This window comes from Acidovorax sp. KKS102 (genome assembly GCF_000302535.1).
Classification (GTDB): domain Bacteria; phylum Pseudomonadota; class Gammaproteobacteria; order Burkholderiales; family Burkholderiaceae_C; genus Acidovorax.
In genome coordinates, this window is record NC_018708.1 from 656,366 (window position 1) to 678,027 (window position 21,662).

A 21,662-nucleotide genomic window follows, 5' to 3' on the forward strand; every position below is an offset into this window, starting at 1 on the left:
GAATGGCGTAGCCAGTCGAGAGAAGGGGGAAGCGGCAAAGCCGCTCAGGGGGATGCCTCTTACTCTTCTTCCAGTTCCGCCCGTGCCATCTCCACATCCAGCCGTTCCATGGCATCCATGGGTTCAGCGGTGGCGGCCTTTTCGTAGAGCGCAGTGGCTTCCTTCATCTTCTTGTCGCCCTCCAGCATGACGAGGGCATTGGCGTACTCAATCATGGCGATGGCCGATCCCGGGTTGAGCTTGAGGGCTTCCTGGAACAGCTTGAGGCCCGTGTCCTTCTTGGCGCCGTAGGTCATGCCACCAATCAGCGAGCCCACCTTGTCGATCACCTCGGCATGAAAGGCGCCCAGAGCGATGCGTGCATCGGCATGTTTGGGTGACAGGGCAATGGCCTTTTCCAGCGACTCCTTCACCTTGCCGCCCAGGCCTTGCGCCAGCGCCTTGGCCACGCTGATGCCCTGGCTGTAGCGGCCCAGCGCATACGCATGCCAGTACCAGGCGTTGGCGTTGTTCGGTTCTGCGGCTGCCTGGGCCTCGGCCCTTTCGGCCACCTGCATGAACAGGTCCAGCCGCGTCTTTTCCTTGGGCTCCAGGTAGTTGGCGTAGATGGAGGTGGCCTTGTTGGCTGCGGTAATGCCCGCTCCACCGGCCGCCAGGCCTGCAGCCGCCGCCTTCTCGAAGTCACCGTTGTGGAACAGCGCCCACGCTTCCAGCACGGCGGCGTCCTTGGGGCAGGGTTCTGCATCACCGCCATGCAGTCGTGCCCAATGCTTCTTGACGCTCGCGGCGTCGAATTGGTAGTCGCCTGCGTGGGGGAAGGGGGTCCATTTGGCCATGGTGTGTGTCTCCGGAAGTTCTTGTGGTGGGGTGTCTGTGGTGGGCTGTCTCTGCATCAGCCTGGCACTGCGGCGTAGGCGCCGACCAGTTCCAGCAGGTGGGCGCGCTGGCCGCTTTCCAGGTACGGCATGAGCAGGTTCAGCACATGGTGGGCGCCGCGCAGCAGCGCGGCCTGGGCGCTTTCGGGCTCCAGAGCACGGCGCGGGTCGCGCACGTATTCAAAACTGAGCCAGTAGGTGAGCACCACGACCATGCTGGTGGCGGTGGCCTCCAGCTCGCGCGAGTCGATGTGCAGTGCGTCGGCACGCCCCATGCCGTCGAGCATGGCGCGTACGGCGCGGGTCTTGTTCTTGAGGATGGCCTGGAAGTGGGTTTCCAGGCGCCGGTTCTTGGACAGCAGGTCGTTGAGATCGCGGTACAAAAAGCGGTACTGCCAGATCAGCTCGAACAGCGAGTGCATGAAGAACCAGGCGTCCTCCACATTGCGTACGCCGTCAGCGGCTGCCAGCAGCTCGGTGAGCGAGGCTTCGTAGCGATCAAATAGCGCGTTGATCAGCTCGTCCTTGGCGGGGTAGTGGTAGTACAGGTTGCCGGGGCTGATGCGCAGCTCGGCCGAGATCAGGGTGGTGGAGACGTTGGGTTCGCCGAACCGGTTGAATAGGTCCAGCGTCACTTCCAGAATGCGTTCTGCGGTGCGGCGTGGCGCTTTCTTCACCATGTGTGCGGGCCCCTTCGCGTCGTTTTGAGTGTTGTTGCGTTGTCTCTGATGGCTACTCTAACCCACGCAGTCATGCTGCAGTGCGACATGAGCAGAGCGCGCGCGCAGCATCCAGACTGCTTGTAGCGCACTTCAAGGGTTTCACCAAAAAAAGAAAAGCGGCCCAGGCGCTGTGGCGCGTGGACCGCTTGGTGCTTGCCAGCGGCAAGCCTCTGATCAACTGGCCGACGGCGTGCTGGTGCCAGTGTCGGCAGCGGCACGGGCTGCGGGCTTCTTGGCCGCAGCCTTCTTCGCGGGGGCCTTGGCAGCGGGCTTGGCCGCAGCCTTTGCAGGCACGGCCTTCTTTGCGGCCGCCTTCTTGGCAGGAGCCTTGGCAGCGGGCTTGGCCGCAGCCTTGGCTGGAGCTGCTTTGCTGCCCTTGGCCAGTGCGTCCACACGGGCGCTCAGGGCTTCCAGGTCGCGGGCGGAGGGCACGCCCAGCTTGGTCAGGGCCTTGGCCACGCGGTCTTCGAAGATGTTTTCGAGCTTGTCCCACTGGCCCTGGGCCTTGGAGCCGATGTCGCTGGCCATGGTGGTCACGCGGCTGGTGGCTTCGGTGATCTTTTCTTCGGCCACGGCCTGGGTCTTGCGCTGGATGGTCAGGCCTTCCTTGACCAGGGCTTCAAACACCTTGCCGCCTTCTTCCTGTGCCTTGGAGAAGGCACCCAAGCCAGCCAGCCAGATCTGCTGTGCGGAGTCCTTGACGGTGCTGGACAGTTGGGCGTTGCTCTTCTTCTTGTCAGCGCTGAGTTTCTGCAGTTTCTTGACCATGAGGCCTCCGTGGTGCGGTTGGTTGGGGTTGCCGGGGCGATTGTGCCGTCGACGCATGGCAGCACTGTACGCCGCACGGTGCGCAAGGTGTAGGCACGCGCTCCTAAAAATGTAGAGCGTGCCATCTAGCGGGGGAGGGCGCTGGCCGCCTAGCATCGGCGCGGGTTTTTGCTGAATCGGGGTGCGCAGGCCTTGGGCAAGAATGAAGTTATCTCAGAGGAGTTATCCATGCAGTATTTCGTGACGGGGGCAACGGGGTTCATTGGCAAGCGGCTGGTCAAGAAGCTGCTGGAGCGCAAGGGGGCGGTGGTCCACTTCCTGATCCGCAAGGAAAGTGCGGACAAGGTGGCCGACCTGCGCAGCTTCTGGGGCGTTGGCCCTGCACGCGCCGTCCCCGTGTTTGGCGACCTCACCGCCAAGAAGCTGGGCGTGGCGGCCGACGATGTGAAGAAGCTCAAGGGGCAGATCGACCATTTCTACCACCTCGCTGCGGTCTACGACCTGGCGGCCGATGAAGAGACCCAGGTGGCCGTGAACATCGAGGGCACGCGCAACACGGTGGACCTGGCCAAAGCCATCGATGCGGGGCACTTCCACCATGTGTCGTCCATCGCAGCCGCCGGCCTGTACGAAGGGGTGTTCCGCGAAGACATGTTCGACGAGGCCGAGGGCCTGGACCACCCGTACTTCCAGACCAAGCACGAGAGCGAAAAGATCGTGCGCCACGATTGCAAGGTGCCGTGGACGGTGTACCGCCCCGCGATGGTGGTGGGCGACAGCCAGACCGGTGAGATGGACAAGATCGACGGCCCGTATTACTTCTTCAAGCTGATCCAGCGCCTGCGCCAGCTGCTGCCGCCCTGGATGCCTACCGTGGGCCTGGAGGGGGGGCGCGTGAACATCGTGCCCGTGGACTTTGTGGTGAACGCGCTCAACGTGATCAGCCACCAGAAAGACATCGGCAAGAAGTGCTTCCACCTGGTGGACCCGGTGGGCTACCGCGTGGGCGATGTGCTCGATATCTTCAGCCGCGCGGCTCATGCTCCGCGCATGAACCTGTTCGTCAACGCTGCGCTGCTGGGCTTTATCCCCAAGGGCGTGAAGAAGAGCCTGATGGCGCTGGCGCCCGTGCGCCGGGTACGCAACGCGGTCATGAAGGACCTGGGCCTGCCCGAGGATATGCTCACCTTCGTGAACTACCCCACGCGCTTTGACTGCCGCGAGACGCTGGCGGCGCTCAAGGGCTCGGGCGTTTCGTGCCCCAACCTCAAGGACTATGCCTGGCGCCTGTGGGACTACTGGGAGCGCCACCTGGACCCCGAGCTGTTCATCGACCGCACGCTCAAAGGCACGGTGGCGGGCAAGGTGGTGTTGATCACGGGCGGCTCGTCCGGCATTGGCCTGGCCGCAGCGCACAAGTTTGCCGAGGCGGGCGCCATCACCATCATCTGCGGCCGAGACCAGGACAAGCTGGACGAAGCCTGCGCTGAAGCCAAGGCCAAGGGCTACCAGTTCATCGCCTACTCTGCCGACATTGCCGACATGGCCGATTGCGACCGCTTCGTGCAATTGCTCATCGACAACCATGGCGGCGTGGACTTTCTCATCAACAACGCGGGCCGCTCCATCCGCCGCGCCATCGAGTCGAGCTACGACCGCTTCCACGACTACGAGCGCACCATGCAGCTGAACTACTTCGGCTGCCTGCGGGTGACGATGGGCCTGCTGCCCGGCATGGTGGAAAAGCGCAAGGGTCATGTGGTCAACATCAGCTCCATCGGTGTGCTGACCAATGCGCCGCGCTTCTCAGCCTATGTGGCCAGCAAGGCGGCGCTGGATGCCTGGACGCGCTGTGCATCGAGCGAGTTTGCCGACCAGGGCATCACCTTCACCACCATCAACATGCCGCTGGTGCGCACGCCCATGATCGCGCCCACCAAGATCTACAACAACGTGCCCACCTTGGCGCCGGAAGAGGCAGCCGACATGATTGCCCAAGCCTGCATCTTCAAGCCCGTGCGCATCGCCACGCGCCTGGGCATCACGGGGCAGTTGTTGCACGCGCTGGTGCCACGGGTGGCTCAGATCACCATGAACACCAGCTTCCGCATGTTCCCGGATTCCACAGCGGCCAAGGGCAGCAAGGACGCCAAACCGCAGCTGTCGGCCGAGGCCGTGGCACTCCAGCAGATGATGCGTGGCATCCATTTCTGAAGCTGTGCCGCCTTCCGTCAAAGGGCCCGTGTTGAAATCTGTTACCAAGAGGTCAGGCGGGCAGGGATAATCACAGGCTTTGCCCAACGGGCATCACACACAGCCTCCCTATGATTCTGGTAACTGGCGGCGCGGGTTTCATCGGCGCAAACTTTGTCCTTGACTGGCTCGCCGCCTCCAGTGAGCCCGTGGTCAACCTCGACAAGCTCACTTATGCGGGCAATCTGCACAATTTGGACAGTTTGCAAGGGGATGCGCGCCATATCTTTGTGCAAGGGGACATTGGTGACACGGCGCTGGTGGCTCGATTGTTGGCCGAGCACAAGCCCCGCGCGGTGGTGAATTTTGCGGCCGAGTCGCATGTAGACCGCTCCATCCACGGGCCCGAGGACTTCATCCAGACCAACATCGTCGGCTCGTTCCGCCTGCTTGAAGCGGTGCGCGGCTACTGGAGCGGGCTGCCCGAGGGCGAGCGTGCGGCCTTCCGCTTCCTGCACGTGTCCACCGACGAGGTGTACGGTTCTCTCGCACCCACCGACCCGGCCTTCACTGAAACCCGCGGCTTTGAGCCCAACAGCCCCTACAGCGCCAGCAAGGCCGCCAGCGACCACCTGGTGCGAGCTTGGCACCACACCTACGGCCTGCCGGTGCTCACCACCAACTGCAGCAACAACTATGGGCCCTACCACTTTCCCGAGAAGCTGATCCCGCTGATGATCGTCAACGCCCTGGCTGGCAAGAACCTGCCGGTGTACGGCGACGGCATGCAGGTGCGCGACTGGCTGTATGTGAAGGACCACTGCAGCGCCATCCGCCGCGTGCTCGAAGCCGGCACGCCGGGCGAGACCTACAACGTGGGCGGCTGGAACGAAAAGCCCAACATCGAGATCGTGAACATGGTCTGCAGCCTGCTCGATGAGCTGCGCCCCCGCGCTGACGGCCAGAGCTACCGCACCCAGATCACCTACGTGAAGGACCGCCCCGGCCACGACCGCCGTTACGCCATCGACGCCCGCAAGATCGAGCGCGAGCTGGGCTGGAAGCCTGCCGAAACCTTCGACACCGGCATCCGCAAGACGGTGCAGTGGTACCTGGAGCATGCCGACTGGGTGGCTAACGTGCAGACCGGTGCCTACCGCCAATGGGTGCAGGCCCAGTATGCGCGGGAGGCTTCTGTCGCGGTTGCTTCGGGCGCAGTCGCATGAACATCCTGCTGTTCGGCAAGCGCGGGCAGGTCGGCTGGGAGCTGCAGCGCAGCCTGTCTGTGCTAGGGGGCGTCACGGCGCTGGACTTTGACAGCACGGAGTATTGCGGTGATTTTTCCAACCCAGCGAGCGTGGCTGAAACGGTGCGCGCGCTGCGTCCGGATGTCATCGTAAATGCCGCCGCCCATACCGCCGTTGACAAGGCAGAGAGCGAGCCCGACCTCGCGCGCACCCTGAACGCTACTACCCCCGGCGCCATTGCTGAGGAGGCGGCCAAGCTGGGCTCTTGGCTGGTGCACTACAGCACCGACTACGTCTTCGACGGCAGCGGTAGCCGCCCTTGGCTCGAAACCGACGCGCCCGCCCCCTTGAGTGTGTACGGTCGTACCAAGCTCGAAGGAGAGCAGCTCATCGCAGAGGCTTGCGCAAAGCACCTGATACTGCGCACCAGCTGGGTCTATGCGGCGCGTGGCGGCAACTTCGCCAAGACTATGCTGCGCCTGGCGCAGGAGCGTGAACGCTTGACCGTGATCGACGACCAGTGGGGCGCGCCCACGGGTGCTGATCTTCTGGCTGACGTGACCGCGCATGCCCTGCGCCATTTGCTACTGCGCCCGCAGGATGCCGGGCTGTATCACTGTGTCGCAGGTGGTGAAACGAATTGGAACGAGTACGCAAAATTCGTGATTGCGCAGGCGCAGATTACGCAGCCCGCTATCAAAATAAAAGCAAGTGAGATTGCGCCCGTTCCGACGAGCGCGTTCCCCACTCCCGCTGTGCGTCCGCTCAATTCGCGCCTTCACACAGGCAAGCTGCAGACCACCTTCGGCCTGCAGATGCCGTACTGGCAAGCGGGCGTGGCGCGCATGCTGGTTGAAATTCTCTGATGGGCACCCTCGCATGACGCAACGCAAAGGCATCATACTGGCTGGAGGTTCCGGCACTCGGCTGCATCCGGCTACCCTGGCTATTAGCAAACAGCTCCTGCCGGTGTATGACAAGCCCATGATCTACTACCCGCTGAGCACGCTCATGCTCGCGGGTATTCGCGACATCCTCGTCATCAGCACCCCGCAAGATACGCCCCGCTTTGAGCAATTGCTTGGCGACGGTAGCCAGTGGGGATTGAACTTGCAGTATGCGGTACAGCCCAGGCCTGAAGGTCTGGCGCAGGCATTTTTGATCGGTGAGGCCTTTCTGGACGGAGGGCCCAGTGCGTTGGTGTTGGGTGACAACATCTTCTATGGCCACGACTTCAACAAGTTGTTGAACAACGCACAGCAGCGAGCGGTGGGCGCCAGTGTTTTTGCTTACCATGTGAATGACCCCAAACGCTATGGTGTGGCCGAGTTCGATACCTTGGGCCAAGTTCTGTCCCTGGAGGAAAAGCCCGCGCAGCCCAGGAGCAGTTATGCCGTCACCGGCCTTTATTTCTACGATGACCAAGTGGTCGAGCTTGCAAGGACATTGGTCCCGTCGGCTAGGGGTGAGCTGGAGATTACCGACCTCAATCGTCTCTACTTGGAACGGGGTCAACTCACTGTTGAAGTCATGGGCCGTGGCTACGCCTGGCTGGACACCGGCACGCACGACAGCCTGCTCGAGGCCAGCCAGTTCATTGCCGCGCTCGAGCGTCGACAGGGGCTCAAGATAGCCTGTCTCGAAGAGATCGCCTGGCGCCAGCGCTGGATCGACGCTGCCCAGCTGAAGCGCTTGGCCGAACCCCTGGTCAAGAGCGGTTACGGGCAATACCTGCTTCACGTTGTGCAAGAGAAAATTTACTGAAGTATCTCTATGCAAATCACACGCTTGTCCATTCCTGAGGTGGTACTGATCGAACCCAGGGTGTTCGGCGATGCGCGTGGAGTTTTCTACGAAAGCTTCAACCAGCGCGCGTTCAATGAAGCTACTGAAACCAGTTACCAGTTTGTCCAGGACAACCACAGCTACAGCCGCAAAGGTGTTTTGCGCGGATTGCACTACCAGCTCCAGCGCCCCCAGGGCAAGCTGGTGCGCGTCGTCCAGGGTGTTGTCTTCGATGTCGCGGTCGATCTGCGCAAATCATCTCCGACGTTCGGAAAATGGGTAGGCCAAATCCTGAGCGCTGAACATCGGACGCTGATGTGGGTGCCACCGGGGTTTGCCCACGGATTCCTGACACTGAGTGACACATCGGACTTTATTTATAAGACAACAGATTATTGGTGCCCAGAACATGAGCGAGTTATTCGTTGGGATGATCCCACTCTGGGAATTGAATGGCCGCTTGTGATGTCGCCTATATTGGCGGATAAAGATGCCATTGCGCCTCCAATATGTAGTGATGATTTGTATGAGTGATCAAATCACATTTGGCATTCTGTATTCGAATAATTTTCGAAAATTGCAACATTTCTAATTTATTATTTTTTGGGTGAAATGAATTATTTTTCAAAGCCAATTGTTATTCCCGTCATTCTTTCTGGCGGTGCGGGCACTCGTTTGTGGCCAGTGTCTCGTGAAGGGCATCCCAAGCCCTTCATGAAACTCGCTGATGGGGAGAGCTTGCTGCTCAAGTCGTACTTGCGTGCGGCAGCTGTGGTTGATGCAGTGGGTTCAGGGACTACGGAGGTGGTGACTGTTACCAATCGTGACTACTATTTCATGAGTAAGGACGAATTGGCTCATGCCCGACTCGGGGAGCGTTACCCCGGAACATTCATGCTGGAGTCGGTGGGGCGCAATACTGCGCCGGCAGTCGCCATGGCCGCGCACCACGTGGCGCAGAAGTTTGGGCGCGATGCCTTGATGCTCATTCTCGCAGCGGATCACCTTATCAAGGACCACACACGTTTTGCCACGGCTGTGGCGGATGCAGTACTTCTTGCACAACGCGATAAATTGGTGACGTTTGGTGTGGTGCCTACGGGGCCTGAAACGGGATTTGGCTACATTGAGGCAGGCGACCCCATGGAGCGCGGGCGTGCGGCGGTCCGGTTCGTGGAAAAACCATCTCTCGAAAAAGCGGTCGAATATATTGCCACTGGCGATTTTTACTGGAACTCTGGCATGTTCTGCTTTAAAGCGGGTGTCATACTGGACGAAATGGCCCAACATGCGCCACAGGTTTATACGGGTTCAGAGGCTTGCTGGTCTGCCCTGCAGCTTGCCCGGCAATCTACCGAGCACATGCTAGAAATTCCACCCTCCCATTTTGAGAGCATTCCTGACATATCGCTGGATTACGCGGTCATGGAGCGCTCCACTAATGTGGCAGTGGTACCTTCAGATTTTGGTTGGAATGACATCGGATCGTGGAGTGCCGTGAGCGAACTCGCCCTGCCTGATACGGCCAATAACCGTGCTGTCGGCGAGGTGATTTTTGTGGATACCCACAACACCTTTGTGCAAAGCGAAGACCGTTTAGTAGCTACCTTGGGAGTGGACAATTTAATTATTGTGGACACCCCCGATGCGCTATTGGTTGCGCACCCGGGCAAAGCGCAAGACGTTAAGAAGATCGTCGCAAAGCTCAGAACATTGGGACACGACGCCTACAAATTACACCGCACGGTAATGCGTCCGTGGGGCACCTACACCGTACTGGGAGAAGGGCCTGGTTTCAAAATCAAGCGCATCGAAGTCAAGCCGGGCGCATCCCTGAGTCTGCAAATGCACCACCACCGCAGTGAACACTGGATCGTGGTGAGTGGGATGGCCAAAGTTATCAATGGGGATAGGGAACTCTTCGTCGGTACAAACGAATCTACCTATATTCCCGCAGGTCATCGACATCGACTTGAAAATCCTGGCGTGCTTGATCTTGTCATCATCGAAGTACAAAGCGGTCAGTATCTCGGCGAAGATGATATTATTAGATTTGAAGACAACTATGGGCGCATTTGATGTTTAATCTGTTACGTCCGGTCTGGATGTACCGAGGATTTTTGTTGGGCAGTGTAAGGCGTGAGTTTCAGTCCAGATACCGCAATTCGTTGCTGGGAGCGGCTTGGAATATTATCAACCCCTTGGCCATGATTGTGGTGTACACGGTCATTTTCGCGCACGTCATGAAAGCCAGGCTGCCCGGTGTGGATAGTACCTTTGGCTATAGTATTCACTTGTGCGCAGGTGTCTTGACATGGGGGCTTTTTGCGGAAATAACCACCCGGTCCCAGAATATGTTTTTAGATAATTCCAATCTGCTGAAAAAATTGAATTTTCCCCGTTTGTGCCTGCCGGTCGCAGTTGTGGCTAACGGGTTGTTGAATTTCTTCATCGTCTTTGGATTGTTTACTGCTTTTTTGATTTTTTCTGGCAATTTTCCGGGTTTGGCGTTTCTTGCGCTGTTTCCATTATTGATGTTGTTGATATTATTTGCTGCCAGCCTCGGAATGATTTTGGGTGTGCTGAATGTGTTTTTTCGCGATGTGGGTCAGTTTTTTGGAATTTTCATAACTTTTTGGTTCTGGCTGACGCCTATTGTATATTCTCCCAATGTGCTTTCTCCGCAAATTCAGCCATTTATGGCGCTTAACCCCATGAGCGGCTTTATGGGTGCTGTGCAAGGCATACTGGTGCGAGGTGATTGGCCCCAATGGAGCAGCTTGAGTTATTTGGCGATTCTCAGTATCGCACTGGCATTGCTGGGCCTACGACTATTTCGTAGCCATGCAGCTGAAATGGTGGACGAGCTTTGATGAACGCCATCACTGTTTCCCAGCTCGGCAAGGCCTACAAGCAGTATTCCACGAGATGGTCCCGTTTGATGGAATGGCTGGATCCTCGCTCAAGGCCGCGTCACCATCTGCACTGGGTTTTGCAGGATATTAACTTCACGGTTTCTGCCGGGGAAGCTGTAGGCATTATCGGCATGAATGGTGCTGGCAAGAGCACGCTGCTCAAGATGATCACTGGCACCACACAGCCCAGTACGGGCGATGTGCGTATCGTGGGGCGGTTGGCTGCGCTGCTGGAACTGGGCATGGGTTTCCATCCGGACTTTACTGGTCGGCAAAATGCCATCATGGCAGGACAACTGCTGGGGTACAGCGCACACGAGATGGCTGTGGTAATGCCCCGAATAGAAGAATTTGCCGAAATTGGAAAATATATAGACGACCCCGTGCGCGTATATAGCAGCGGAATGCAGATGCGCCTCGCCTTCAGTGTGGCCACGGCACATCGCCCTGACGTTTTGATTGTGGATGAAGCGCTGTCTGTAGGAGACGCTTATTTTCAGCACAAAAGCTTCGATCTCATCCGCCAATTTCGCAAGCAAGGTACCACCTTGTTGCTTGTTTCACACGACAAAGGTGCAATACAAGGCATTTGTGATCGAGCGATATTGCTGAATGCCGGCCGGATTGCTATGCAGGGCGAACCGGAGTCTGTAATGGACTACTACAATGCGATGTTGGCCGCCAAGGAAAATCAGACGGTGCGCCAGCATCAGATAACAGATGGGAAAATTCAAACCATTTCTGGCAGCGGTATCGCAACTGCAGAGCAAGTTATGTTGTTGAACGATGCGGGTGAGCTGATCGAATTTCTGAATGTTGGCCAATCCGTTCATCTCCGCGTCGTCGTGAAAACCCATGCAGAGCTTCCTGAGTTGGTCCTCGGATACATGATTAAGGATCGGTTGGGGCAACCTGTTTTCGGTACGAACACCCACCACCTGAAGCAAGTGCTCAGCAATGTTGGTAAAAATAGTTGTATCACTTTTGAATTTAAATTCGATGCCAATCTCGGATGTGGGACCTATTCAGTAGCAGTGGCGCTCCATACTTCAGACAGTCACATTAGCAATAATTTCGAATGGCGCGATATGGCGCTGGTTTTTCATGTGGTTAGTTTGGATAAGCCCGATTTCGTTGGTGTCAATTGGTTGCCGCCGACCCTGATAATTTCCCAATGAGTGAAGATCTTTATCGCGCGTTCGAAGATAAATTTCGCGGCTCGCGAGATTTGATAAAATCGCGTCAACTGACATATCTACCATTTGTCCAGTCCCTCAGGTCGTACTATGCAACCGCAGAGGCCATCGACTTAGGGTGTGGCCGAGGGGAGTGGCTAGAAATATTAAAAGAATTTGGCTTCAGTGGCCATGGTGTAGACCTTGATCAGTCCATGTTGGCTGCGTGTCATGAGCGCGGCTTGAGTGTAACTAGGCAAGATGCTCTTTCAGCCCTCAGGGCTTTGCCGGATGAAAGCCAAGTCATTGTTTCAAGCTTTCATATGGTGGAGCACATCCAGTTTTCTGATCTTTGTTTGTTGATACAAGAGGCACTAAGGGTATTAAAGCCCGCAGGTTTGTTGATCCTTGAAACACCGAATCCGGAAAATATAAGTGTTGGGACTGTGGATTTTTATATTGACCCGACACATCAGAAACCTATTCCCCCGCAATTGCTTTCTTTTTTGCCAGAGTATTATGGATTTGCAAGAGTCAAAATAATTCGCCTGCAGGAAGAAAAGTCACTGGCTAGCAAGGCATGGATATCTCTGGGTGATGTGTTGCGTGGCGTGAGCCCGGACTACGCTGTAGTTGCCCAAAAGACCAATATCTTGTTGTCGGTCGACGGTATCAGCGATGCCTTTGGGCCGGGGTACGGAGTGACACTGGACGCGCTGGCTGGAAAATTTGACCAACAACTTCGCGAAGCCAGTGAATGCGCAGCATCGGCCCAGGCCCAGGCCCTGCAAGCCAGTGAATGCGCAGCATCGGCCCAGGCCCAGGCCCTGCAAGCCAGTGAATGCGCAGCATCGGCCCAGACCCAGGCCCAGCAGGCTAGCGAACGCGCCGCCAGTGCAGAGGCGGCACTGGCGGCGTTGCATCAAAGCAGGTCGTGGCGCCTGACTGCACCGCTTCGACTGGCGGGGCGAGTGTTCCGTTCGCTATTCCAGAAATTGAAATCTCTCAAACCAAGGTTGAAAAATGGAGCCAAGGTACTGCTGATGCGCGCAAGCCTCTATGTGAATCGGCACCCCCGGCTTAAACATGCTGCGCTGTTCGTTTTGGCCAGGTTCCCCGCCGTAAAAGAGCGCTTGAAAGCCGCCGCAGCGTCCAGGCCGGTGGTCTCTGTCTTGGAGCCTCCTGTTTCTGCTGATCTGGTACACCTCACTTCCCACGCACGCCAAATTTACTTCGATCTCAAAAATGCTATCGCGCGCAGCCAGCAGGAGCGTAACTAATGCGTATCGTCATCGACATGCAAGGCGCGCAAACCGAAAGCCGTTTCAGGGGCATTGGTCGCTACACCCTATCATTCGCCCAGGCCATTGCGCGTAACCGCGGCGAGCACGAGGTGTTGCTGGCTCTAAGTGGTTTGTTCCCTGTCACTATTGATCCCATCCGCGCTGCTTTTGAAGGCCTGTTGCCACAAGAAAATATCCGTGTCTGGCACGCGCCAGGACCCGTTCGAGAGGCGCAATATCGGAACGATGCCCGCCGCGAGGTCGCTGAACTCCTTCGTGAAAGCTTCCTTGCCAGCTTGAATCCAGACGTGATTCACATCAGCAGTTTGTTTGAAGGCTATGTTGATGATGCGGTGACCAGCATAGGGCGTTTTGACCGAACCGCACGGGTGAGCGTTGCTCTGTATGACCTTATTCCGCTGCTGAACCCCGACCAGTACCTCAGGCCCAACCCTCAGTACGCCCGGTGCTACCAGCGCAAAATTCATCACCTGAACAATGCGACAGTGTTGTTGTCCATTTCGGAGTTCACCCGGCAGGAAGGGTTGGCACATCTGAACCGGCCTGCAGACACCATCGTCAACGTCGCAACGGCTGCAGACCCCCTCTTTGGCCCTCTGCAAATTGATGAAGTGGCGGCGGCACAATTGCGTCAAAAATTCAGCGTCACCCGGCCCTTCGTCCTTTACACCGGCGGTGCTGACGAGCGCAAGAATTTGCCGCGCCTCGTTCGCGCCTATGCCGCGTTACCTGCGTCGTTGCGTGCTACCCACCAGCTACTGCTGGCCGGGAAAATGTCTCCAGCGGACGTTGCGGTGCTTCAACAACACGCCAAGACAGCCGGTCTTAGGCCCGACGAACTGTGCTTGACCGGTTATGTTACCGATCAAGATCTCGCTTGGCTCTACAACCTGTGCGCGCTTTTCGTGTTCCCTTCTTGGCACGAGGGCTTCGGTTTGCCTGCGCTGGAGGCGATGGCCTGCGGCGCACCAGTCATTGGTGCCAACGCGTCGAGTTTGCCAGAAGTGATCGATCTGGAGACGGCATTGTTCGATCCCATGGATGTCAACGCCATCGCAGCCAAAATGGCTCAAGCGCTGCAAGATGAGGTTTTTCGTACCCGGTTGCGTGATCACGGTTTGCAACAGGCGCAGCGATTTTCTTGGGACCAGTCGGCCAAACGGGCCCTCAGTGCGTGGGAATCTCTTCCTGTATCAGACAGTAGGCTAAAGCGATCTGGTCCTTTGGTCGGCCCCAAGCCCAGGCTGGCGTACGTATCTCCCTTGCCGCCGGAACGTACCGGCATTGCAGATTACAGTTCCGAACTGCTTCCCGCTCTGGCAGAGCACTACGACATCGAACTCGTGGTGGCACAGGATAGAGTGGATGACTCTTGGGTCAACCAGCACAGTAAAGTGCGTGACGTGCCTTGGTTCCGGGCGCATGCCGGCGATTTTCACCGGGTGCTGTATCAGGTCGGCAACTCCCCATTCCACCAGCACATGCTTGCTCTGCTGCGCGAGATCCCCGGGACCGTCGTGCTGCACGATTTCTATTTAAGTGGCCTTATGGCCTGGCTGGAGCTCCAGAATGGGGAAGACTGCCCTTGGACGCTAGCACTCTATGACAGCCATGGTTATGGCGCCGTGAAAGATCGATATCGCAACGCCGAAGCGGCAAAGCGGCACTACCCCGTCAATTGGCACATCTTGCAACATGCGCTGGGGGTCATTGTGCACTCCCGGTACTCGCAAAGCCTGGCGGGGCAATGGTATGGCACACAGTGCGAAGCGCCATGGGAAGTCATCCCCCACTTGCGTTCGCCGGCACAAAGCATTGACAAAGTGGCGGCGCGCCGGCAGCTTGGTTTCCATACCGACGACTTCATCGTGTGCAGCTTTGGGTTTCTGGACAGTACCAAGCTCAACCATCGTTTGCTCCAGGCGTGGCTGGAAAGCGCTTTGGCGGGCGACAAGCGTTGCCGCCTGGTATTCGTGGGCGAGAACCATGGAGGTGACTACGGCGTAACTCTCCTCAAGACAATACGGGAGGGAGGGTTTGGTGACCGCATCCGCATCACAGGCTTTGCTGCACCAGACATATTCCGGCAATACCTTGCTGTCGCCGATCTAGCTGTACAGTTGCGCAGCGACTCCCGCGGAGAAACTTCCGGTACGGTGTTGGATTGCATGAACTATGGGTTGCCCCTGGTCGTCAATGCCAGCGGCTCCATGGCGGAACTTGACCCCGAAGCAGTGTGCATGTTGCCCGACGAGTTTTCCGATAGTGCGCTGGTACAGGCACTGGAAGCCATGTGGCGCAATCCCCAACGTCGGCAAGTCCAGGGTGATCGTGCAAGAACCATCATTCTTGAGCGTCATTCTCCTGAAGAGTGCGCAAGGCGCTACGCGGCCGCCATCGAGAGCTTTCATGAACGCCATATCACCAAAGTGCCCGCGCTGCTGGCCGCAGTCGCAGCGCAAAGCAGCCTTGCTAATGACGAGGCTGCGCTCATTCACTTGTCGCAAACGATCGCCAGCAATTTGCCATTGTCACGGCCTGCGAGGAGGCTCTTTCTGGATGTGAGTGCCACTTGCAGCCATGACCTCAAGACAGGCATCGAGCGCGTCGTTCGTGCACTCCTCATGGCGTTGCTACAGTCCCCCCCCATGGGCTACCGCATTGAGCCCGTATATCTTTCCAATGAAGGGGGTATATGGCATCACCGGTATGCTCGCAGCTACATGCTGGGCTTGCTGGACTGCCCTGTCGGCGTGCTCAAGGACGAGCGCCTGGAGCCACAAAACGGCGACGCCCTCTTGGTCCTGGATATTGCCGGCGATGCGTTGGTTCAGGCCGAGCGAGCCGGGGTCTTTCAGCAATACCGTAGCAACGGCGTTTCTCTGCATGCCGTTGTTTACGACTTGCTGCCGGTTCTCATGCCCCATGTCTTCCCCCCAGGTGCTCAGGAGAGTCACGCAAGTTGGCTTAGCGCAGTCTCCACCTTTGATGGTGCGGTTTGCATATCCAAAGCAGTTGCTGACGACCTCGAACGATGGCAGCAAGAGTGTGGCATTCATTTGCAACGCGGGCGCCCCTACCACATTGGGTGGTGGCACCTGGGTGCAGATGTTGTCAACTCTGTTCCAAGCCAGGGGCTGCCAGAAGACAGCGCAAAAGTGCTGGCATGTCTTCGCTCGCGTCCCAGTTTCCTTATGGTGGGCACTATCGAACCGCGTAAAGCGTATCTGCAAACACTCGAAGCCTTTGGCGCACTATGGGATCAGGGTCTCGACATCAACCTGGTCATCGTGGGACGAGAGGGCTGGAAAGGGGTGCCGCCCGAGGCGCGCCGGGACATCCCTGCAACCATCCAGCAACTCTCGATGCACCCGCAGCGCGGTCAACGCTTGTTCTGGATTGATGGCGCCAGCGACGAATATCTGCAATCCATCTACAGCGCCAGCACCTGCTTGTTGGCAGCGTCGTACGGCGAGGGGTTTGGTCTTCCACTTATAGAGGCCGCTCTCCATGGGCTCCCCATACTGGCCAGGGATTTGCCGGTCTTCCGTGAGGTCGCGGGTTCGCATGCCAGCTACTTCCAGGCCAGTGCGGCACCAGAACTGGCCGCAGCCATACAGACATGGCTCAGTGCCTGCGAGCGTGGTGAGCATGCACAATCCACCGGACTGCCTTGGCTGACTTGGTCTGAAAGCGCGGCCCAGTTGGCAGCCGTTTGTTTGGGTCAACCAGGAAACGCCGGGAGTCCTGAGGCAGGCTCATGAAACACTTACTGCGTGCACATAGGTCACCCGAGAGCTTTGCCGGGCTGACCACAGTCTTGCTCCTGGCAGCCGCGTTCGTCTGGGTCACCTTTGGTGAGTCTTTTCTGCGGGGGCAATCTACGTTCTGGCAAACAGATGCCCAGGACATCACCCAGTACATGGCCGGATTCAACCTGTACTTCTCGGCCCCTTGGCAGCATCCGCTGCTGGCTTTTAACAGCCTGAACTATCCCGAAGGAACCCGGGCCACGTTTGTCGACATCATCCCGCTGTACGCGCTATTTTTGAAAATTGTGGTTCCCTCCACCTGGGCACCATTCAACCCCTATGGCGCTTGGGTGGGAGTTTGCTTCGTCTTGCAGGCCATCGGCGCCTGGTGGGTAGCGCGCGAACTGCGTTCCGGTTCTTGGGCGTTCATGCTGGGGTTGCTGGCTTTGATGCTCATGACGCCTGCACTGCTCAACCGCATTGGCCACATATCGCTCATGTCGCACTGGATTCTGGTGTTTGCCATTGCGCTTTACCTACGGGGGTGGCGGCGCAAGGCCATACCGATGGCTGGATGGATTCTGCTACTGACAAGTGCTTTCTATATCAATATCTACCTTTTTGTCATGGCGGCGGGCGTCTATGCAGCAGCTGCGGCATCGCTCATCCAGGCTCGCAGCATGCGTCATTGGTTGCACGTCTCAGGGCCGCTATGGGTCTTACTCATCAGTCTGCCATTGACTCTCTTGCCTTTGCCTCCGGGTGGCGTCACTCAGGAGTGGGGCTTTGGCTACTATTCCATGAATGTTCTTTCACCCTTCCTCGGAGGGCGCATTATCCAGTTGACGGCAGAAGTAGGACCTGGACAGTATGAAGGATTCAACTACTTGGGGCTGGGTCTTATCAGCGCCCTGGTGCTGGCATGTGGCAACTCAGCAAACCGCATATACGTCCATAGCTTGCTGCGCAGGCATTGGGCGCTCGGCCTATTGATCATAGGCTACAGTGTTTACGCCCTGTCCAACCAAATCTACATTGGTAGCGCACAGGTCGCCACAGTGTCCTACCCCGGTATTGCCAAAGCACTCACTTCACAGTTCAGGGTATCTGGGCGTTTCTTTTGGCCGGTTTTTTATGTGCTGTTGATTGGCGTTTGGTGGACGCTGTTCCATCGCAATGGGAAGCATCGGTTCCTATTCATTGCCATCGCACTCACCGCAGTGCAAATGGCCGATCTCACTGGCGTTTATGCAAGCCTGCAATCCACATTAACTCGTCCAGCCGAGCGGCATCTTCAGCCGGCAGTATGGGACGCGGCAATACCTGCACATGTTAAAAATCTTTATTTCTACCCAAAATTCAAATGTGGGAAAACCCCAGCGCACGACAGCCTGCTGCCTGTCATGCACTATGTGTCGTTGCGGGGGCTTCACCTCAACACCGGGTATATCTCACGCTACACGCCTTTGTGTGACGACACTGCCCGTGAAATTGCCAGCTCTGATCCGCAAGAGGCTGCTTACGTATTTGTCCGCAGTGAGTTTGCTGGGCTGGAGGTCATCAAGCCCCTTCTCCCAGATTCGTCCACGGTGTGCCACGAAGTCGATTTCGCCTACATCTGTGTGGCACCCCGTTGAAAGCGATTACCAATATGGACGCCCGTAAAAAAATCTCCCTGGTTGCTCCCTTCTATAACGAAGAAAGCAACGTGCGACCCTTTCTGCAACAAGTCCATGCAGCCCTTGCGCCCGTACTGGGAACCTACGACCTGGAGATCATCTGTGTCAATGATGGCAGTCGCGACGGTACCCTGGAGGCACTCAGGGAGGCTCGCGAGCACCACCCACAGGTCAAAGTGATCGACTTCTCCCGCAACTTCGGCAAGGAAGCTGCCATTACCGCCGGACTGGACTTTGCCACCGGTGATGCTGTGATCCCCATCGATTCCGACCTGCAGCACCCTCCAGAGCTCATTCTTGAAATGCTGGCGCATTGGGAGTCTGGTTTTGAGGTGGTGTTGGCTCGCCGTACCAGCCGTGAAACCGACCAAGCACTGCAGCGCCTGACGGCGCGGGCCTTTTATGAAGTAAGCCGCTACATCTCCCATATCGAAATCCCAGCCGATGTGGGCGACTACCGCCTTATGGATCGCAAGGTGGTCGATGCCCTCAAGGCATTGCAGGAAAAGTGCCGCTTCATGAAAGGCCTGTTTGCCTGGGTAGGTTTTCGCACTACGGTGGTGAACTATCGGGTTGTGCCCCGGGTCCATGGAAAATCGAGCTTTAACACTTGGAAACTCTGGAACTTTGCACTGGAAGGCATCACCAGCTTCAGCACGCTTCCACTACGGGTATGGACGTATCTGGGCGGGCTGGTGTCCCTTGGAGCTTTCGTCTACGCCGCGTACCTTATTGTCAAAACACTGGTCTTTGGGGTCGAAGTTCCAGGCTACGCCTCCCTCATGATCGTCATCTTGCTGGCTTCCGGCGTACAACTGATCGGCATCGGCATACTAGGCGAATACTTGGGCCGTGTGTTCACTGAAGTCAAAAACCGTCCTGTGTATATCGTGCGCGAGGTGATTGGGCCATGAACCTCAATGCGTGGCGTACACACACTGATTTTTTGCTCTTCGCCATCATTGGTATTCTGAACACCTTTGTACACGGGGGGGTGTTGATGTGGGCGGTCGAAAAGCTTCAGCTGACCCTGCTGCTCGCTCATACCCTTGCCTTTGCGGTAGCGAACCTGTTTTCATACATTGCCAATAGTCGCATCACTTTCAAGGCGCCCCTGAGCGTGTTGCGTTATGCGAGGTTTCTTTTGGCATCCTTGGTCGCTTTGGGGCTCACCCTGTGTATCGCATGGGTCACCAGCCGCCTGGGCCTGCATTACCAGATAGGCTTTGTCATCATTGTGTTTACCGTACCCCTTTTCAGCTTCGCAGTAATCAAATTCTGGGCCTTCGCGGGCCATCGTTCAACTCCAAGCCAACGCGTGTGAAATAAAAATGCAGGTTCTCAGCAAAAAAGCCATCGTTACCGGCATCACTGGGCAAGATGGAGCCTACTTGGCCCAACTGCTACTCAATAAAGGCTATTCGGTTTACGGTACCTACCGGCGTACCAGTTCGGTCAATTTCTGGCGCATTGAGGAACTGGCAATACAGTCCCATCCTAACCTTCACCTGGTGGAATACGATCTGACAGATTTGGGCGCGAGCATTGCACTCGTGCAGAAAATTCAGCCCGACGAAATCTACAACCTGGCCGCTCAAAGCTTCGTCGGAGTCAGTTTTGAGCAGCCCTCTGCTACTGCGCAAATCACTGGCATCGGTGCCCTGAATCTGCTGGAGGCCATCCGCTTGGTCAACCCGCGCATCCGCTTCTACCAAGCCAGCACTTCTGAAATGTTCGGCAAGGTGCAGGCTATACCGCAGGTTGAAGACACTCCCTTCTACCCTCGCAGTCCCTACGGCGTCGCCAAACTGTATGCTCACTGGATGACCGTCAATTATCGCGAGAGCTACGGCATGTTTGCCAGCAGCGGCATTCTCTTCAACCACGAAAGCCCATTGCGTGGGCGCGAATTTGTCACCCGCAAAATTACAGACAGCGTGGCCAAAATCAAGCTGGGCAAGCTCGACGTTCTAGAACTTGGCAACATCGATGCCAAGCGTGATTGGGGCTATGCCCAAGAGTACGTAGAGGGCATGTGGCGCATGCTGCAGGCCGACCAGCCCGACACGTATGTCTTGGCCACAAACCGCACAGAAACTGTCCGCGACTTTGTGCGCATGGCGTTCAAGGCCACCGGCGTAAACGTTGAATTTCAGGGGCAGGCCGAAGCCGAACGCGCCGTAGACACCGCCACAGGTACAACGGTCATGCGGGTCAACCCACGCTATTACCGCCCAGCCGAGGTCGACTTGTTGGTGGGCAATCCCGCAAAGGCCAAGGATCAGTTGGGCTGGGAGCCTGCCACAACGCTTGAGCAACTCTGCCAGATGATGGTGGATGCCGATCTGCGGCGTAACCAGCAAGGGTATTCATTTTGAATATCCTGCTCACAGGCGCCAGTGGTTTCACCGGGCAGCATTTCATGCAGGCTGCCCTGAGTGCAGGGCACACTGTTCTGCCTTTACAAGCAGATCTGTCCAATCCTGTGCAGATCGAGGCCGAGGTGGCGCAAGCCCAGCCGGAAGCCGTCGTCCACTTGGCTGCGATCAGTTATGTGGCCCATGCTGATGCATCGGCGTTCTATGCCATCAACACCGTAGGTACCACCCACCTGCTGGATGCAGTTGCCGCATTGCGCAAGTTACCCCGGTGCGTTTTGCTGGCCAGCTCTGCCAACGTCTATGGCAACTGCAACAGTTCGCCCATCGCCGAGACGCAGGCCCCCGCGCCCGTCAACCATTACGCCATGAGCAAACTTGCCATGGAACACATGGCCCGAACCTACGCCGACCGCCTGCCCCTCATCATCACACGGCCTTTTAACTACACAGGCCCCGGCCAGGCCTCCCAGTTCCTCATTCCGAAGCTGGTTCAGCACTATGCAGGACTGGCAGAAAGTATAGAACTCGGCAATATCCACGTTGAGCGCGAATTCAACGACATACGCATGGTTTGTGAAGCCTATCTGGCCTTGCTTCAACACGGCGAGACAGGGCAGACCTACAACATTTGTACAGGGCTGCCGCACACCCTGCAGCAGGTGATGGACGCGCTGACAGACATCACCGGACACCATTTGAATGTCCAGGTCAACCCTGCATTGGTTCGGACTACGGAGGTCCACCGGCTCTGCGGTGACCCCGGTAAGCTCCTGGCTGCAACGGGTCTCGATCTTCGTCGGTATTCCTTGACAGCCACCTTGCAAACCATGTTGGAGCGAGCTCGTGCGCAGCCATCGCATTGACAC

18 protein-coding genes are annotated in these 21,662 nt (G+C 57.3%); 15 read left to right on the forward strand and 3 right to left on the reverse strand.

What is annotated here, in order from left to right; genetic code table 11:
* Positions 1 to 59 precede the first annotated feature (59 nt).
* The 3 genes from C380_RS03035 to C380_RS03045 all read right to left on the reverse strand — a co-directional run bounded on the left by C380_RS03035 (position 60) and on the right by C380_RS03045 (position 2,365).
* The gene (locus C380_RS03035; RefSeq protein WP_015012419.1) at positions 60 to 836 is read right to left on the reverse strand and encodes a hypothetical protein; all 777 of its coding nucleotides are present in this window, start codon (positions 834 to 836) and stop codon (positions 60 to 62) included.
* Between the two features lie 56 nt (positions 837 to 892).
* Positions 893 to 1,555 (reverse strand): TetR/AcrR family transcriptional regulator, encoded by a 663-nt coding sequence (locus C380_RS03040; protein ID WP_015012420.1) that lies wholly within the window; start codon positions 1,553 to 1,555, stop codon positions 893 to 895.
* Between the two features lie 216 nt (positions 1,556 to 1,771).
* Entirely contained in the window at positions 1,772 to 2,365 is a 594-nt protein-coding gene (locus tag C380_RS03045) for a phasin family protein (RefSeq protein WP_015012421.1), read from the reverse strand.
* A 228-nt stretch (positions 2,366 to 2,593) separates the two neighbouring features.
* Here C380_RS03045 and C380_RS03050 point away from each other — a divergent pair, with 228 nt between their 5' ends.
* From C380_RS03050 to C380_RS03120, 15 genes are all read left to right on the forward strand, one after another.
* Positions 2,594 to 4,579: an SDR family oxidoreductase gene (locus C380_RS03050; protein ID WP_015012422.1), complete on the forward strand. Its 1,986-nt coding sequence runs from the start codon at positions 2,594 to 2,596 to the stop codon at positions 4,577 to 4,579.
* Between the two features lie 110 nt (positions 4,580 to 4,689).
* Positions 4,690 to 5,784: a dTDP-glucose 4,6-dehydratase gene (rfbB, locus tag C380_RS03055; RefSeq protein ID WP_015012423.1), complete on the forward strand. Its 1,095-nt coding sequence runs from the start codon at positions 4,690 to 4,692 to the stop codon at positions 5,782 to 5,784.
* Complete coding sequence (gene rfbD, locus C380_RS03060; RefSeq protein WP_015012424.1) at positions 5,781 to 6,671, forward strand: dTDP-4-dehydrorhamnose reductase; 891 nt, start codon at positions 5,781 to 5,783, stop codon at positions 6,669 to 6,671. Before rfbB ends, rfbD begins: the two co-directional genes overlap by 4 nt.
* 13 nt (positions 6,672 to 6,684) lie before the next feature.
* On the forward strand, positions 6,685 to 7,569 hold the full coding sequence (rfbA, locus tag C380_RS03065) for a glucose-1-phosphate thymidylyltransferase RfbA (protein WP_015012425.1): 885 nt from the start codon (positions 6,685 to 6,687) through the stop codon (positions 7,567 to 7,569).
* A 9-nt stretch (positions 7,570 to 7,578) separates the two neighbouring features.
* Positions 7,579 to 8,124 carry a dTDP-4-dehydrorhamnose 3,5-epimerase gene (gene rfbC, locus C380_RS03070; protein WP_015012426.1) on the forward strand — a complete coding sequence of 182 codons (546 nt, stop codon included), beginning with the start codon at positions 7,579 to 7,581 and terminating at the stop codon, positions 8,122 to 8,124.
* A 78-nt stretch (positions 8,125 to 8,202) separates the two neighbouring features.
* Positions 8,203 to 9,669, forward strand: a complete 1,467-nt coding sequence (locus C380_RS03075) for a mannose-1-phosphate guanylyltransferase/mannose-6-phosphate isomerase (protein WP_015012427.1) — start codon at positions 8,203 to 8,205, stop codon at positions 9,667 to 9,669.
* Positions 9,669 to 10,463 (forward strand): ABC transporter permease, encoded by a 795-nt coding sequence (locus tag C380_RS03080; RefSeq protein WP_043565095.1) that lies wholly within the window; start codon positions 9,669 to 9,671, stop codon positions 10,461 to 10,463. Before C380_RS03075 ends, C380_RS03080 begins: the two co-directional genes overlap by 1 nt.
* Complete coding sequence (locus C380_RS03085; RefSeq protein WP_015012429.1) at positions 10,463 to 11,683, forward strand: ABC transporter ATP-binding protein; 1,221 nt, start codon at positions 10,463 to 10,465, stop codon at positions 11,681 to 11,683. Before C380_RS03080 ends, C380_RS03085 begins: the two co-directional genes overlap by 1 nt.
* Positions 11,680 to 12,960, forward strand: coding sequence for a bifunctional 2-polyprenyl-6-hydroxyphenol methylase/3-demethylubiquinol 3-O-methyltransferase UbiG (locus C380_RS24225; protein WP_015012430.1), 1,281 nt, complete (start codon positions 11,680 to 11,682; stop codon positions 12,958 to 12,960). The genes C380_RS03085 and C380_RS24225 overlap by 4 nt, the downstream gene beginning before the upstream one ends.
* Complete coding sequence (locus tag C380_RS03095; protein ID WP_015012431.1) at positions 12,960 to 16,748, forward strand: glycosyltransferase; 3,789 nt, start codon at positions 12,960 to 12,962, stop codon at positions 16,746 to 16,748. Before C380_RS24225 ends, C380_RS03095 begins: the two co-directional genes overlap by 1 nt.
* Complete coding sequence (locus C380_RS03100; RefSeq protein WP_015012432.1) at positions 16,745 to 18,373, forward strand: DUF6311 domain-containing protein; 1,629 nt, start codon at positions 16,745 to 16,747, stop codon at positions 18,371 to 18,373. Before C380_RS03095 ends, C380_RS03100 begins: the two co-directional genes overlap by 4 nt.
* Positions 18,370 to 19,329, forward strand: coding sequence for a glycosyltransferase family 2 protein (locus tag C380_RS03105; RefSeq protein ID WP_238544068.1), 960 nt, complete (start codon positions 18,370 to 18,372; stop codon positions 19,327 to 19,329). The genes C380_RS03100 and C380_RS03105 overlap by 4 nt, the downstream gene beginning before the upstream one ends.
* Positions 19,326 to 19,739 carry a GtrA family protein gene (locus C380_RS03110; protein ID WP_015012434.1) on the forward strand — a complete coding sequence of 138 codons (414 nt, stop codon included), beginning with the start codon at positions 19,326 to 19,328 and terminating at the stop codon, positions 19,737 to 19,739. Before C380_RS03105 ends, C380_RS03110 begins: the two co-directional genes overlap by 4 nt.
* A gap of 7 nt (positions 19,740 to 19,746) precedes the next feature.
* A complete protein-coding gene (gene gmd, locus C380_RS03115; protein ID WP_015012435.1) occupies positions 19,747 to 20,793 on the forward strand; it encodes a GDP-mannose 4,6-dehydratase in 1,047 nt (348 codons plus the stop codon).
* Positions 20,790 to 21,659: a GDP-mannose 4,6-dehydratase gene (locus tag C380_RS03120; RefSeq protein WP_015012436.1), complete on the forward strand. Its 870-nt coding sequence runs from the start codon at positions 20,790 to 20,792 to the stop codon at positions 21,657 to 21,659. Before gmd ends, C380_RS03120 begins: the two co-directional genes overlap by 4 nt.
* Positions 21,660 to 21,662 lie beyond the last annotated feature (3 nt).